At 49.5% G+C, this 15,004-nt stretch carries 12 protein-coding genes and 1 tRNA gene; 1 reads left to right on the top strand and 12 read right to left on the bottom strand.

The window, feature by feature from the left end:
• Positions 1–39 precede the first annotated feature (39 nt).
• Entirely contained in the window at positions 40–351 is a 312-nt protein-coding gene (locus tag BUB16_RS15630; protein WP_073066620.1) for a YtxH domain-containing protein, read from the top strand.
• Positions 352–370: 19 nt separating this feature from the next.
• Here BUB16_RS15630 and BUB16_RS15625 read toward each other — a convergent pair whose 3' ends face one another.
• From BUB16_RS15625 to BUB16_RS15570, 12 genes are all read right to left on the bottom strand, one after another.
• Positions 371–1,273 (bottom strand): carbohydrate kinase family protein, encoded by a 903-nt coding sequence (locus BUB16_RS15625; protein WP_073066616.1) that lies wholly within the window; start codon positions 1,271–1,273, stop codon positions 371–373.
• A gap of 28 nt (positions 1,274–1,301) precedes the next feature.
• Positions 1,302–2,672 carry a sugar porter family MFS transporter gene (locus BUB16_RS15620; RefSeq protein WP_073066613.1) on the bottom strand — a complete coding sequence of 457 codons (1,371 nt, stop codon included), beginning with the start codon at positions 2,670–2,672 and terminating at the stop codon, positions 1,302–1,304.
• Between the two features lie 521 nt (positions 2,673–3,193).
• The gene (gene rpoC, locus BUB16_RS15615; RefSeq protein WP_073066610.1) at positions 3,194–7,549 is read right to left on the bottom strand and encodes a DNA-directed RNA polymerase subunit beta'; all 4,356 of its coding nucleotides are present in this window, start codon (positions 7,547–7,549) and stop codon (positions 3,194–3,196) included.
• A 52-nt stretch (positions 7,550–7,601) separates the two neighbouring features.
• Entirely contained in the window at positions 7,602–11,414 is a 3,813-nt protein-coding gene (rpoB, locus tag BUB16_RS15610) for a DNA-directed RNA polymerase subunit beta (RefSeq protein WP_073066607.1), read from the bottom strand.
• A gap of 180 nt (positions 11,415–11,594) precedes the next feature.
• Positions 11,595–11,963 carry a 50S ribosomal protein L7/L12 gene (gene rplL, locus BUB16_RS15605; RefSeq protein WP_073066602.1) on the bottom strand — a complete coding sequence of 123 codons (369 nt, stop codon included), beginning with the start codon at positions 11,961–11,963 and terminating at the stop codon, positions 11,595–11,597.
• Positions 11,964–12,015: 52 nt separating this feature from the next.
• Entirely contained in the window at positions 12,016–12,540 is a 525-nt protein-coding gene (rplJ, locus tag BUB16_RS15600; RefSeq protein ID WP_073066597.1) for a 50S ribosomal protein L10, read from the bottom strand.
• A 21-nt stretch (positions 12,541–12,561) separates the two neighbouring features.
• Positions 12,562–13,260 (bottom strand): 50S ribosomal protein L1, encoded by a 699-nt coding sequence (gene rplA / locus BUB16_RS15595; RefSeq protein WP_073066594.1) that lies wholly within the window; start codon positions 13,258–13,260, stop codon positions 12,562–12,564.
• Between the two features lie 18 nt (positions 13,261–13,278).
• The gene (gene rplK / locus BUB16_RS15590) at positions 13,279–13,710 is read right to left on the bottom strand and encodes a 50S ribosomal protein L11 (RefSeq protein WP_073066592.1); all 432 of its coding nucleotides are present in this window, start codon (positions 13,708–13,710) and stop codon (positions 13,279–13,281) included.
• 72 nt (positions 13,711–13,782) lie between these two features.
• Entirely contained in the window at positions 13,783–14,349 is a 567-nt protein-coding gene (nusG, locus tag BUB16_RS15585; protein WP_073066588.1) for a transcription termination/antitermination protein NusG, read from the bottom strand.
• Positions 14,346–14,528 (bottom strand): preprotein translocase subunit SecE, encoded by a 183-nt coding sequence (gene secE / locus BUB16_RS15580; RefSeq protein WP_073066585.1) that lies wholly within the window; start codon positions 14,526–14,528, stop codon positions 14,346–14,348. Before secE ends, nusG begins: the two co-directional genes overlap by 4 nt.
• 25 nt (positions 14,529–14,553) lie before the next feature.
• Positions 14,554–14,626: transfer RNA gene (locus BUB16_RS15575), tRNA-Trp, on the bottom strand.
• A 284-nt stretch (positions 14,627–14,910) separates the two neighbouring features.
• The coding region (locus BUB16_RS15570; RefSeq protein ID WP_139240335.1) for an EF-Tu C-terminal domain-related protein at positions 14,911–15,004 on the bottom strand (94 nt) is incomplete at its 5' end.

Raw genomic sequence — 15,004 nt, 5'->3', positions numbered from 1 at the left:
TTATTTGAATTCGTTACCGCATAAAAGGAAAACATATTTATGAGTAAGTCAAAAAACTTTACCCTCGGACTATTGTCAGGCGCACTTGTTGGTTCCGTAATTGCTCTGCTTTACGCCCCCGACAAAGGGAGCAACACCCGGGATATCATTTCGTATCGTCTCAGTACCTATATCGATGAACTATCGCATCTTATTGAGCAACTCTCCGACGAGAAAGCATCGATGTCTGAAGCGAAACGCAAAGGAGATTTGGTTGTGGAAGATGCCCGTAAACGAGCGGAAGATCTGATCAACGAAGCAGAAGACCTGCTGGGTTCTATTGAAAAAGCCAAAGAAGACGTGACCGAATAGGACGTAATACCTCGTTTTTTTACTCCCGGGAACCACGGGCTAACCTCTCTATATCACCGGGAGTATATTCTGGCGTAGCTCCATCTTTACGGGCTACAAAGGAACCCGCGGCATTGGCATACCTGAGGAGCTCTTCCCCCTTCTTTTCGGCCTGTATACCACACACCAGGGCCGCAAGAAAAGCATCCCCCGCGCCCACGCTGTCTTTGACGTTGGCAGGATACCCTTCGTGGCTATACCAGGAGCCGTTCTGATACATGACCGCTCCTTTTGTCCCCGCCGTAACACAAATCAGCGAGCATTGAAAATCAGCCGCCAGCTCTTCTACGGCCCGGCGGCTATCGCCGTTTAACGAATACCATTCAATGAGGCGGAATAATTCATCTTCATTTAATTTTATGATGTCAGCTACCTTCAGGGAATCCCGGATTACCTGACTGTCGATATGGGGAGGTCTCAAATTAATATCCAGAATTTTTTTCAGGTCAAAACCCCACAACTTCCGAATTGCCGATCGGCTTTCGCGGTGGCGCTGTGCCAGAGAGCCAAAGACCAGGGCCCAGCTTTCCCGGGCTATATCAGCCAGTGCCGGACGCTCTTCAATAAAGTCCCATGCAGCAGGCTCAATGATCTCATACGCCGGATCCCCCCTCTCCCCGATTTCAACCTTTACAAACCCCGTCTCTGCCTTGCTGTCTGTTTGAATATACGCTGTTGATATATCGCTGTGTTGTATTCGCCGCAATGCTTCTTTTCCCAGCCGGTCGTCCCCCACTCTGCTGCACATATCAGCCGGGATACCCAGCTGGTTCAGGTGGTAGCAGACATTCAGCGGGGCTCCCCCGAGAAATAAGCCGCCGGGCAGCGAATCCCAGAGAACCTCTCCAACACACAACACATTTCTTTTAGTCGTACTTGCCATAAGGAAAAAATTAACTGCTTAACGCTTGCTATACTTCGGAAGTTGCCTCCTCATCAAGGTCAAACTCCGCATCTTCCGGAAGCAATATATCCTCCAGCTCCTCCAGTGTCCGGTTTTTGGTCTCCGGCATAACCAGCCATACAAAAAGCAGCTGCAGAACCATCATCCCCGCAAAGAATGCAAAAATCGATCCTCCGGAAAACGTACTTAAAACGGTGGGGGTTGCAAGCGTGATCAGCGCGGCAAACACCCAGTGCGTACCCGACCCCAGCGACATGCCGTAATCCCGCACTTTATTGGGAAATATTTCGGAGATAAACACCCAAATCACGGCCCCCTGTCCCACCGCGTGAGCGGCAATAAATGCACTGATAAAGGCCACGACAAGCGATCCTTCAGCTCCGGTAAAAAAGCCCCAGGCAACGCCCAACAGGGAAAAAATATAGCCGAACGATCCATAGTACATCAATCGCTTGCGTCCCACCCGGTCGATCAGGTACATCCCCAGGAGCGTAAAAAGAAGATTCACAATTCCCAGCGGGATGGAGGCTCCCAATACTTCCGTGGCGGCAATGCCGGCCTGTTCAAAGATCCGGGGGGCATAGTAGAGCACAAAGTTAATACCGGAAAGCTGATTGAAAAAAGCAATCAGAAAGGCCAGCAAAATGGGAAAACGATATTTACGGGAGAAAAAGTTAGGATCGGTCGATTTCCCAACGGAACCCTTAATCGTCTCAAGCATCTCCATCACGTTAGCCTTGGGATTAAGCTGCTTTAACAACTTCTTTGCCCCCTCGTCATCCTTTTTCTTCAGGGCCAGCCATCGCGGACTCTCGGGGACGCCCAGAACAAAGAAGGCGTAAATGGCAGCCGGAATGGCCTCAACTCCCAGCATCCATCGCCAGGCATATTGATCAAAATAGATCCCAATCACATAGTTGGACACATAAGCGACCAGAATCCCAAGCACAATATTAAATTGGTAGGAAGCTACCAGTCGTCCCCGGTCGGTAGCCGGGGTAATTTCCGATATATAAATGGGAGCGGCGACGGAAGAGGCCCCGACGCCCAATCCCCCGATAAAACGGGAAAAGGAGAAAATATAGGGATCCGGGGCAAAGGCTGACCCCAGCGCGGAAAGCAAATATAGCACGCCAATGCCAAAAAGCGTCTTTTTACGGCCGAACCGGTCGCAGGGTATGCCCCCGAACAGGGCCCCGATGACCGTGCCCCAGAGCGCCATTGACATGATAAACGTGCCGTGAAACAGGTCGCTGGTTTCCCAGATCTCCTGAATGGGACGGTCCGCCCCGGAGATGACAATGGTATCGAAGCCGAACAAGAAGCCTGCCAGTGAGGCGACAATAGCTGAGAGTAAAATAGATCTTGTTTTTAGCATAATGATTCCAGGAAATTAAAGAATAGGATCTCTTCAGACATCCGGCGCTACTTTATAACTTTGCACCATCCTCAACGATATAAATATTTTTTTCGCTTTTCCCAAAAAAATCCTTTCTGTTTGGGGAAACTTTTCCGCTTTTATCGGTCATCGATGTTTGAAGCATCGATGACGCACATTTTCAATTCTGTTGACCATCGATACTATGATTCTGACTTTTTATCCTCTACGCCAGAAGCGTTTTGCAGTACGAAGCGGCCCTGCCTTCCGATGAGCTCGAATCCCGGTCTACGGCAAGTACCAGAAGAGTTATCAAGCGGCATACACTATCCCGAGCAGGAATTGTTGTTCGAAAATTGGGTAACAGTCCTTATTGTTTAAAGCTCACATGAGACCGGTATGGTGAGAAGTGCAGGTACTTACCCCCGCCGGCAAGCATGCTTTATAATAAAAAAGCGTCCGGCTGCTGAGCCGGACGCTTTTAATTTGGACTTATAGGTAGATATACTTAACGAAGGATGCTACTCCTCATCTTCTTCGGTATCGGCCGTTTCAGCAGCCGTCTGGGGCTCTTCGCCATCTTCAGCTTCAGGTTCGCCCGCCCCGCTGAGCTGTTCGAAGACTTTAGCCACCTCCTGCTCATCTTCATCCAGCTCGGTTTTCTTACCGACGATAAGATCATCGTATTTGCGCAGTCCCGTACCGGCAGGCACCTTGTGTCCGACAATCACATTCTCTTTCAAACCAAGCAGTTCATCTTTCTTGGCCTCAATGGATGCTTGTGTCAGGACCTTGGTAGTCTCCTGGAAGGATGCGGCCGACAGCCAGCTTTCGGTTGACAGGGCCGCGCGGGTAATACCCAGCAGGATCGGCTTCGAAATCGCCGGTTCCGCCTCACGTGTTTCGATCTCTTCTTCGCCCGCTTTAATCAGTTCGTTATTGAGCTCCCGAACCTCGCGGCGGTCGAGAATGGTTCCCTGTTTCAGGTCACTTCCACCCGTGTCGGTAACCACATATTTACCGATTAGCTCATCATTCTTGTTGTTGAGCTCGAACCGGTCCACCTTATCTCCTTCAAGGAACATGGTGTCCCCGGAATCGGTAACTTCTACCTTCTGCATCATCGTGCGGACGATCGTCTCAATATGCTTGTCATTGATCTGAACACCCTGCAGGCGGTAGACCTCCTGAATTTCATTCACGAGGTAGGACTGTACGGCATAGGGACCGAGGATGTTGAGAATTTCCTCAGCCGGAATGGTTCCGTCCGACAGCTGCTGTCCCGCTTCCACATAATCGTTCTCCTGCACAAGGATATGCTTCGACAGGGAGATCAGGTAGGTCTTCTCCGTCTTGCCGTCTTTACTTTCGACTATCACTTCCTGCTTACCGCGTTTCCGTCCGCCCATGCGAACCACACCGTCAATCTCAGACACGGCAGCGGGATCGCTCGGCGACCGAGCCTCGAAAAGCTCCGTAACACGCGGCAGACCAGCCGTAATATCTTTCGATTGTCCCGTTGAACGCGGAATCTTGGCCAGTACCTGTCCCGCTGACACCTCTTCTCCATCGTCGACCACGATATGCGTATCGACAGGCAGCGTCTTCTCACGGATACGGTCGTCACTGCCCTTGACCAGCAAGGTCGGGACCAGTGACCGGTCTTTGGAATCAACAACCACTTTCTCACGGTGACCCGTCTGGGCATCCGTTTCCTCCGAAAAGGTGATATCTTCGAGGATATCCTTGTACTCGACCTTCCCGTCAATTTCAGCGTAGATATTGGCGTTATAAGGATCCCAGCTACAAATCGGAACTCCTTTCGGGATTTCATCTCCCTCTTCGACCAGCAGTTCTGAGCCGTAAGGGATATTGTAGGTCGTGAGCACCTTGCCCTCTTCATCGACAATCTTGATTTCGCCGGCGCGGCTCAGGACGATGTCATGGATTTCTTCCCCGTCGTCGTACTCAACGACACGAATATTCTCAAATTCCACCTTGCCCTCGAACTTCGCCTTATGCTGGGATTCCGACTCCATGCGAGAGGCCGTACCTCCCACGTGGAAGGTTCGAAGCGTAAGCTGAGTGCCCGGTTCGCCAATAGACTGGGCAGCGATAACACCCACTGCTTCGCCTACCTGAACCATCGTTCCGCGTGACAAATCACGACCGTAGCATTTCGAGCAAACACCGCGCTCGGTCTCACAGGTGAGCACCGAACGGATTTCCACCTCTTCAATAGACGTTTCGGCAATGCTCTGGGCCACACCCTCATCGATCATATCATTGGCTTCACAGATGAGCTCATCCGTCAGAGGATCATAGATGTCGTGCAGTGAAACACGTCCCAATATACGATCCTCGAGGCTTTCAATGACATCCTCGTTATCCTTCAGGGCTTTCATCTTGATGCCGCGAAGCGTCCCGCAATCTTTCTCGTTGATTATAATATCCTGAGAAACATCAACAAGACGACGCGTCAGGTAACCGGCATCAGCAGTTTTAAGAGCCGTATCCGCCAGTCCTTTTCGAGCCCCGTGGGTAGAAATAAAGTATTCAAGAACCGTCAGTCCCTCTTTGAAAGAAGACAGGATCGGGTTCTCAATCACCTCGTTGCCTTCCTGCATCGAGCTTTTCTGAGGCTTGGCCATCAAGCCACGCATGCCGCCCAGCTGACGAATCTGTTCTTTCGAACCACGCGCCCCTGAATCAGCCATCATAAAGACCGGGTTAAAGCCTTCGCGATCGGCCGTCAATGCATTAAACAGGGATTCCGAAACACGGTTGGTCGTACTGGTCCATTTGTCAATCACCTGGTTGTAACGCTCATTATCGGTGATAAAACCCATTTCATAGCGATCAGTGATCTCTGCGACCTCATCCTGCGTATTGTCAATAAGCTTCTGCTTCTCATCCGGAATAACGATATCCTCCAGACTGAATGAGAGTCCCCCGGTCGTAGCCTGCTCAAAGCCTAACTTCTTCATTTCATCCAGGAATTCCGCGGTGCGCGCGGTCCCCACCTTATAGTGGATATCGCCAATCAGCGAACGGAGCTCCTTCTTGCCGAGCGTACGGTTGATGTAGCCCATCTCTTCGGGCAGAATTCTGTTGAAGATCACTCGTCCGGTCGTAGACTTGATAATCTCATATCCTTCCTCCCCATCTTCGTTGGTCCGGGGAATCCGGATATTGATCTTGGCATGCATGTCCAGGCGATCCCGATCGTAAGCGATAAGCACTTCATCGGTATTGGCAAATGTCTTGCCCTCCCCTTTCTGGTCGTTGGCCATCTTGGTCATATAGTAAATACCCAGAACCATATCCTGTGACGGTACGGCAATAGGTCCGCCACTGGCGGGACTCAAAATGTTGTGCGAGCCAAGCATCAGTACGGAGGCTTCCAGTATGGCGTCGTGGCTCAGTGGCACATGTACGGCCATCTGGTCCCCGTCAAAGTCGGCGTTAAAGGCCGTACAGGAGAGCGGATGAAGGCGCACAGCCTTCTCTTCGATAAGGACCGGCTGATATGCCTGAATACCCAAACGGTGAAGCGTAGGCGCGCGATTCAGCAGGATGGGGTGTCCGTCAATGACATTCTCAAGAACCTCCCATACCACCGGGTCTCGCCGGTCAACTACTTTTTTCGCTGATTTGACCGTCTTCACATAACCGCGTTCAATCAATCGGCGGATAATAAACGGTTTATAGAGCTCAACAGCCATCTCCTTCGGCAAACCGCACTCGTGAAGCTTCAACTCCGGTCCGACCACAATAACGGAACGACCTGAGTAATCCACACGCTTCCCGAGCAGATTCTGACGGAATCGGCCGCTCTTCCCTTTCAGCATATCGCTGAGCGATTTCAGGGGGCGGTTGTTATTCCGTACCGCATTGGATTTTCGGGAGTTGTCGTACAGCGAATCGACCGCTTCCTGCAGCATGCGTTTTTCATTGCGCAGGATGACATCCGGCGCCTTGATATCGATCAGGCGTTTCAACCGGTTGTTTCGGATAATCACACGCCGGTACAGATCATTGAGATCGGAAGTGGCAAAACGTCCCCCTTCCAGTGGTACCAGCGGACGTAATTCCGGGGGTATGACCGGGATGACACTTTGCACCATCCACTCGGGACGGTTTTCCGTGTGCTGATTGGCCGCACGGAAGGATTCGATAACCTGCAGTCGTTTCAGCTTCTTTTTCTTCCGCATCTGGGACGTCTCGTTCCGCGCCTCGTAGCGCAGTCGATAGGCAAGCTCATCGAGGTCCTGCGTCGTCAGCAGTTCTTCAATGGCATCCGCCCCTTCTTTGGCCCGAAACTTGTCGGGATCTTCATCGTCCATCTCCCACTGATCTTCGGGCAGCTGTTCCTGAATATCGTAATACTCTTCTTCAGAAATAAGATCGCCTTTTTTATACCCGAGATCACGTGCAACGCCGGGATTCATTACGACATAGGTCTCGTAATAAACGATCTTCTCTAAATTCTTGGACGAATAGCCTAACAGGTAGGCCAGTTTGTTCGGCAACGATTTGAAGTACCAGATATGAACCACCGGCACCGTCAGGGAAATATGTCCCATACGCTCCCGGCGAACGGCTTTTCGCGTTACCTCAACGCCACAGCGATCACAGATGATCCCTTTATACCGTATTCGCTTGTATTTGCCACAATGGCATTCGTAATCTTTAACCGGGCCAAAGATCTTTTCACAGAAAAGACCGTCCATCTCCGGTTTAAAGGTGCGGTAATTGATTGTTTCGGGCGTCAAGACTTCACCATGCGAACGGGAGAGAATAGTCTCCGGCGACGCAAGGGAAATACCAATTCTGTTGAAGTCTTTCGAAACTGTTAATGTGTTAGTAGTCGGCAAGGAAGTACCTCCGGATTGACTTTATTTAACAGTGCAATTTCTGTTGTTCTAATTAGTCTATATGAATTTCAAGTCCAAGGCCCATCATTTCGCGCAGCAAGACTTTAAATGATTCGGGCACATCGCCTTCGGGCAAGTTTTCGCCTTTGACAATAGCTTCGTACACGCGCGATCGGCCTTTGACATCATCACTTTTGACAGTAAGCATCTCTTTCAGGATATTCGAAGCGCCATAAGCATACAGTGCCCAGACCTCCATCTCACCCAGACGCTGGCCACCGAACTGTGCTTTACCACCGAGCGGCTGCTGCGTAATGAGGGAATAGGGTCCGATTGAACGGGCATGCATCTTATCCTCAATCAGGTGATTGAGCTTCAGCATGTACATATAACCGACCGTGGTTTTCTGATCCATCGGCTCGCCGGTGCGTCCGTCATAGAGCGTGACGCGACCATCCTCCGGCAAGCCGGCTTCTCTGAGCTGCTCTTTGACCTGTTCCTCGGTTGCCCCGTCAAAAATAGGGGAGGCAAAAGTAACACCGAGTTCTTTGGCGGCCCATCCCAAAATAGTCTCGTAGATCTGGCCAAGGTTCATGCGAGACGGTACGCCAAGCGGGTTCAGGCAGATATCGACCGGTGTTCCATCTTTCATAAAAGGCATATCCTCAACAGGTACTACCTTTGCGATAACGCCTTTGTTACCGTGACGGCCGGCCATCTTGTCACCAACCTGAAGCTTCCGCTTCTTGGCAACATACACCTTTGCTTTCTGAATAATGCCGGGCGGCAGATCATCTCCGACCTGTATCTGATATTTTCTTCGTTTTGCTTCGGTATCGATCTCCCGGCGCAGATCCCGATAATTTTTAAAAAGCAGGCGCACGTGTTCTACCAGCTCATCATCGGTAGCCCACTGAATATTTTCGTTGATATTCACCGGATCGAGCTCCTCAAAATCCGACTTTCGGTATTTTTCCCCTTTCGGGATAAGCTCGACACCGTTGAAATCGTATACGCCCGGCGAAGTTTTATCTCTCAGCAGGCTGTACAGGTTATCCACCATCTTGCTGTTGAGTTCATCCACCTTTTCGGCGTGACGTTCATTCTCGAGCTCAACCTGTTTCTTTTCCTCCCTGCGCGAAATTTGCTCGTCACGTTTTCTGCTAAAGAGCTTGGTATCGATAACCGTACCCGAAACCCCCGGCGATACTTTCAGCGAAGCATCCTTGACGTCTCCGGCCTTATCACCGAAAATGGCACGCAACAGTTTTTCCTCGGGCGTGGGATCGGTTTCTCCTTTCGGGGTAATCTTACCGACAAGGATATCACCCGGATTAATCTTGGCACCCGTTCTGATGATCCCGTGCTCGTCGAGATCTTTGGTGGCCTCTTCGCTCACATTCGGGATTTCACGCGTCAACTCTTCTTCGCCGCGTTTGGTGTCCCGAACCTCCTGTTCGAATTCCTCAATGTGGATGGAGGTATAGAGGTCGTCCTGGACCACCCGTTCACTTACGACAATAGCATCCTCAAAGTTGTATCCCCTCCACGGCATAAACCCGACCAGCAAGTTACGGCCCAGGGCCAGCTCCCCGCCATCCGTTGCACAGCCGTCGGCCAGCGTTTGACCTTTGACGACTTTTTCCCCCACATCAACAATAGGCTTCTGATTGATGGTGGTACTTTGGTTCGTGCGTTCGAATTTCGTCAGTTTGTATTTCTTAATGCCGTCATCAAAGTGGCAGTTCTGCTCCATCTCCGTTCGTTCATACTTCACATGGATTTCTTTGGAGCTAACGTACACCACTTCACCGTCTTTCTCGGCCGTGATAATGGCGCGGGAATCCTTGGCAGCACGATACTCAAGGCCTGTGCCCACGACCGGCGCTTCCGGCCGAAGCAGCGGCACCGCCTGGCGCTGCATGTTTGATCCCATGAGCGCACGGTTGGCATCGTTGTGCTCAATAAACGGAATGAGGGCCGCTGCAACAGAAGTGAGCTGGTTCGTGGAAACATCCATATACTCAATCTCTTCCGGATCCGCCAGTCCCACTTCGCCGTCACGGAAACGAGAGAAGATGTTGTTATTCTTGAAAACACCGTTTTCTATCGGTGCGTTTGCCTGGGCAATCACCGTTTCATCTTCCTGTTCGGCGGACAGGTATTCTATATCTTCCGTTACCTTGCCCTCTTCAATTTTTCGATAGGGGGTCTCCAGGAAGCCGAAATCATTCACTTTGGCATGGACACAGAGCGAGGTAATCAATCCGATATTGGGTCCCTCCGGCGTTTCAATGGGACAGAGCCGCCCGTAATGGGTATAGTGGACATCGCGAACCTCAAATCCGGCCCGTTCCCGGGTCAAACCACCCGGACCCAGCGCCGACATCCGGCGCTTGTGGGTCAGTTCAGCAATGGGATTCGTTTGATCCATAAACTGGGAGAGCTGGTTCGTCCCGAAAAAAGTATTGATAACGGAGGAAATCGTACGTGCATTCACCAGGTCCTGTGGCGTCAGCTGCTCGGCATCACGCGAGTTCATTCGTTCTTTGATCGTACGCGACATCCGCGCCAGGCCGATCGAAAACTGTTGTCCCAACTGCTCACCGATGGTGCGAACCCGGCGGTTGCTCAGGTGATCGATATCATCCACCTGCGACTTCATGTTCTTCAGGCGGATCACCTCTTTAATGATGGCTACGATATCTTCTTTCACCAGATACCGGATATCCATATCCACATCCAGCTTCAGACGCTTGTTCAGGCGGTAGCGTCCCACTTCTCCGAGGTCATATTTCTTGTCGCTGAAGAACAGCCGCTCCAGTACCTGCCGTGCGGTCTCGGGATCCGGCATCTCTCCGGTACGAATCTGCTTGTATATTTCGCCAAGGGCAGACTCTTCATCATGGGTCGGATCCTTACGCAGTGTATTCATAAACACATCACGCTCGGAATCTTCCGGCTCCATATCCTGGATACGAACCGCATCCACATCCGCCTCTTTGAGAAGGCCGTAATCGTCTTCGGTCAGCTCATGATCAATTTCAAGAAGTACGTTGCGCGTCAGTGCTTCCGTTACTTCGCCGGTCTCATCGTCCACGACCTCTTCCATCTTTTCTTCAACGATATCCACGGCAAGGCGTTCTCCGACAAGCTCTTCATTATACTGTTTCTTGGAGCTCAACTTAACCTTTTCAGACAGTTCAAACAGGTTAAACAGCTCTTCATCCGTAGAATAGCCCAGTGCGCGAAGCAAGGTCGTAAACGGCACCTTCTTCTTGCGGTCGATATAAGCCCAGAGGACGTCTCTGATATCCGTGGAAAACTCAATCCATGAGCCTTTGAACGGGATAACCCGGGCATTATAGAGCTGGGTGCCGTTCGGGTGGACATTTTGTCCGAAAAAAGCGCCGGGCGAGCGGTGCAGCTGGCTTACGATAACACGCTCAGCACCGTTGATAATAAAAGTACCGCGTTCGGTCATCCAGGGAAGGTCACCCAGAAAAACTTCCTGCTCAATGGTCTCCGTCGTTTCATCATCATCATCTACGGCCGAAAGGCGCAATTTGGCTTTCAGGGGAACCGCATAGGAGAGACCGCGCTCCTGGCATTCTTTCATGCTGTATTTAGGCGTATCGACGCTGTAATACAGAAATTCCAGAATGTGGGTTTCCCGCGAATCCTGTATTGGGAAGTTATCTTTAAAAATCTTCTGAAGTCCCTGAACTTTTCGGTCTTCCGGAGCAATGTCCAACTGCGTAAACTGACCAAATGAATCCAGCTGGATATCCAAAAAATCGGGGTAATCTAATACGTGTTCAGTACTGGCAAATGTTAAGCGATCGGTGAAAGGAATTTTCTCCATTTTACTTTGTATACTCAAAGGAACCTCTCCTTTAAAATTAGTTAGATGGTGATGAGCCGAATTTGCCGCCTGACCATTCACTTCGGTGAAAGGAAATGGTAAGCATACAAATAGACGCCAATAGCCAATACCGTAACAGCACGATATTGGCTAATGACAAATTGATACGTTGATGCTTAACTATTTAAGCTCAACCTCAGCGCCTGCTTCTTCAAGCTTGGACTTCAGGTCTTCAGCTTCTGCCTTATCAACACCTTCTTTAATAGGATTAGGTGCATTATCGACGAGCTCTTTTGCTTCTTTAAGACCGAGGCCAGTGATACTTCGAACCTCTTTAATAACGGCAATCTTTTTGTCGCCGGGGCCGTTCAGAACAACATCAAATACGGTTTGTTCTTCTTCGCCCCCGCCATCGCCGTCACCAGCAACAACGGCCGGTGCAGCCGCAGGCGTGATGTCGTATTCTTCTTCAAGAACGTTAGCGAGCTCGTTTGCTTCTTTTACGGTTAGGTTAACTAATTGTTCAGCTAAATCTTTAACGTCAGCCATGTTATTTCTCCGATTGATCTTTATGAATTGAAAATTCGTGTATTAATGTTTGTTATTTTTCGCCTTCTTCAGCGATGGTTTCAATGGCACCGGCAATGGTTCTGCCGGGAGCTTGAAGTGCGCTTACCACGTTGGAAACAGGTGAAAGCAGAAGCCCGACGATATCTCCGATAACTTCGCTCTTCGACTTCATTGCAGCCAGGGTATCAAGCTCGTCTTCACCGTAATAATCTCCGGCAATGACGGCCGCTTTAAACTTAGGCCGCTCAGTTTCCTCGTATAATTTTTTTATCACTTTTGCGGGGGCAGCAAGCTCTTCCTCTACGAAGACAAAACCATTTTGTTCTACCAGGTGGGGATATAAATCTTCATATCCGCCCACTTCCTCCATGGCCCTTTTTACCAAGGTGTTCTTATACACTTTATACTTGATATCGTCTTCGAAAAATTTGCCACGCATATTGTTGACTTCCGATACCGACATACCTGAATAATTGGCGATATATACTGCACCGGCATCATTCAGGTTTTCCGTAATTTCTTCAACAACTGCTTTCTTTTCTGCTAATGTTGGCATGATTCAGTTTGTTTTAAACGTCTATACAGAAATTACAGATGAACGACTTAATGGTATGCTTGGACTCATGCTGGAGCTCATATAGGCGCTTCTGATGTATAACCCTTTGGCAGAAGCGGGCCGGAGCCGCATGACCGTTTGCAAAAACCGTATTGCATTTTCACGAATTTCACTGGCATCAAAGCTTACTTTGCCGATTGATGCGTGCAGAATACCATATTCATCTACACGAAAGTCAATTTTCCCGGCTTTTACTTCTTTGACGGCATCAGCGACATCGTTGGTTACGGTACCACTTTTCGGATTGGGCATCAGTCCGCGGGGACCTAAAATACGCCCCAGCTTTCCTATTTTTCCCATGACATCCGGGGTGGCAACAATCACATCAATGTCTGTCCATCCTTCTTCAATTTTTTCAATGTATTCATCAAGGCCTACGTGATCTGCTCCGGCCTCCTCAGCTTCTTCCTGTTTAGCTTCGCTTACCAAAGCTAAAACGCGTACTTCCTTACCTGTGCCGTGCGGCAACGATACGGACCCGCGAACCATCTGATCGGCGTGCCGGGGATCGACTCCCAGGCGAAGATCCAGATCGATCGTTTCATCAAAGTTAGCTGATGAGACTTTTTTAACAAGATCACAAGCTTCCTCCAGAGTATACTCCAACTCCGGATCGATGAGCTTTGCGGCTTCCTGATATTTTTTTCCTCGTTGTGCCATAATTATATATAAAACTTCCTATTTATCTCTTAGCACTCGAAGCCCCATACTTCGGGCAGTACCTGCAATCATTTCAGCAGCATTTTCTACCTCAAAAGCATTAAGATCCTGCATTTTCTGCTCTGCAATCTCTTTGCACTGGGTCCAGGTTACCTGGCCCACCTTGGTACGGTTGGGCTCTCCGGAACCGGATTTTATGCCAGCAGCTTGTTTCAGCAGAACTGCAGCAGGTGGTGTCTTCGTTATGAAAGTGAAAGACTTATCCTGGTACACCGTGATTTCAACCGGAATAATCGTGCCGGCATCTTCCTGGGTGGCAGCATTAAAAGCCTTACAAAACTCCATAATGTTGATTCCAGCCTGACCTAAAGCAGGTCCCACGGGTGGAGCAGGGTTTGCCTGTCCGCCGCGAATCTGGAGCTTAAGTACTTGATCTACTTTTTTTGCCATTTGAATTTACTGCTTATACTTATCTGTTTATTGCCGCGTAATAGCTCACTTTGCATCAGTGATTGTATGTGGTCAAGTTGCAGGTTCTACCTGGTTCACATCAACTTCAACCGGGGTCTTTCGACCAAAAATACTTACGAGAACACGTAATTTGAGTTTCTCAGTGTTTACTTCCTGTACCGTTCCGTCAAAATCTTTAAAGGGTCCGTCAATAACTTTTACGACATCTCCTTCGTCGTAGGGAATTTCAATCTTCCCGCCCTGCTCCATCATATCTTCATTATCCTGCACACGACCTAAAATCCGGTCAACTTCTGCCTTGCGCAGGGGCTTGGGTATATGCTGCGTCTTGCCTGTCTTCAAAAACCCAATGGTGGAGGGAGCACCCTGGATAAGATTATTTACTTCTTCGTCATATATGGTCTTCAATAAAATATAACCCGGAAAAAAATTCTTCTCGCGTGTCCTTTTCTTACCCGACCGTATTTCAATGACGGTTTCGGTTGGGATAAGGACTTCACTGATCTTATCTTCCAGCCCCCGCATCTCTATTTCACGATCCAGGTACCGTTTCACTTTCTTCTCGTGGCTGGAAAAGACACGAACTACATACCATTTATACTGATCATCTTGTGTCATTGATAAATTGTCTCTAATATCGTGCTATAAACTTGATCTACTGCAAAAATAAAGGCAGCCAGAAGAATAGTAAAGATGACCACAACTATCGTATAGTCAACCAACTCGTCTTGGTCAGGCCAGGAGACCTTTTTCATCTCCTTGCGGACATCTTCCAAAAATTCTTTAATCTTATCCATGAAATTTTAATCGATTCAATACTTGCACGGGTGGAAGGACTTGAACCCACAACCTTCGGTTTTGGAGACCGCTGCTCTGCCAATTGAGCTACACCCGTAAATTTCTGCCGGTATAGCTTTCGTCAGCAAGAAAAACATGCCGCTGACTCTGTCCGGCGCCCGGAGATCCGGGAAACTACATCTGCATATATATACATATAAAATACGTTTTTTTACGGGCAAATCAGCATTAAAAACAAGGTTTATCCATTTGCTTTATCGTTGTTTTCTCTTCCTGTCTATCCGGGAAGATACTACCTACGCCCGTATACACCGAGAGAACGGGCCCTCCAGTGACCCATTCTCTCAAGTAACTGTTATACTACTTAAGTACTTATGCTATCTATTCAATAATATCGGTTACCACGCCGGCCCCGACAGTGCGGCCGCCTTCGCGGATCGCAAACCGCAGCCCCTCTTCCATGGCCACCGGCTGG

Source organism: Fodinibius roseus, assembly GCF_900129315.1.
Taxonomy (GTDB): Bacteria; Bacteroidota; Rhodothermia; order Balneolales; family Balneolaceae; genus Fodinibius; species Fodinibius roseus.
Note: the sequence above shows the minus strand (reverse complement) of the source record. Positions and strands in the feature narration are given on the sequence as shown.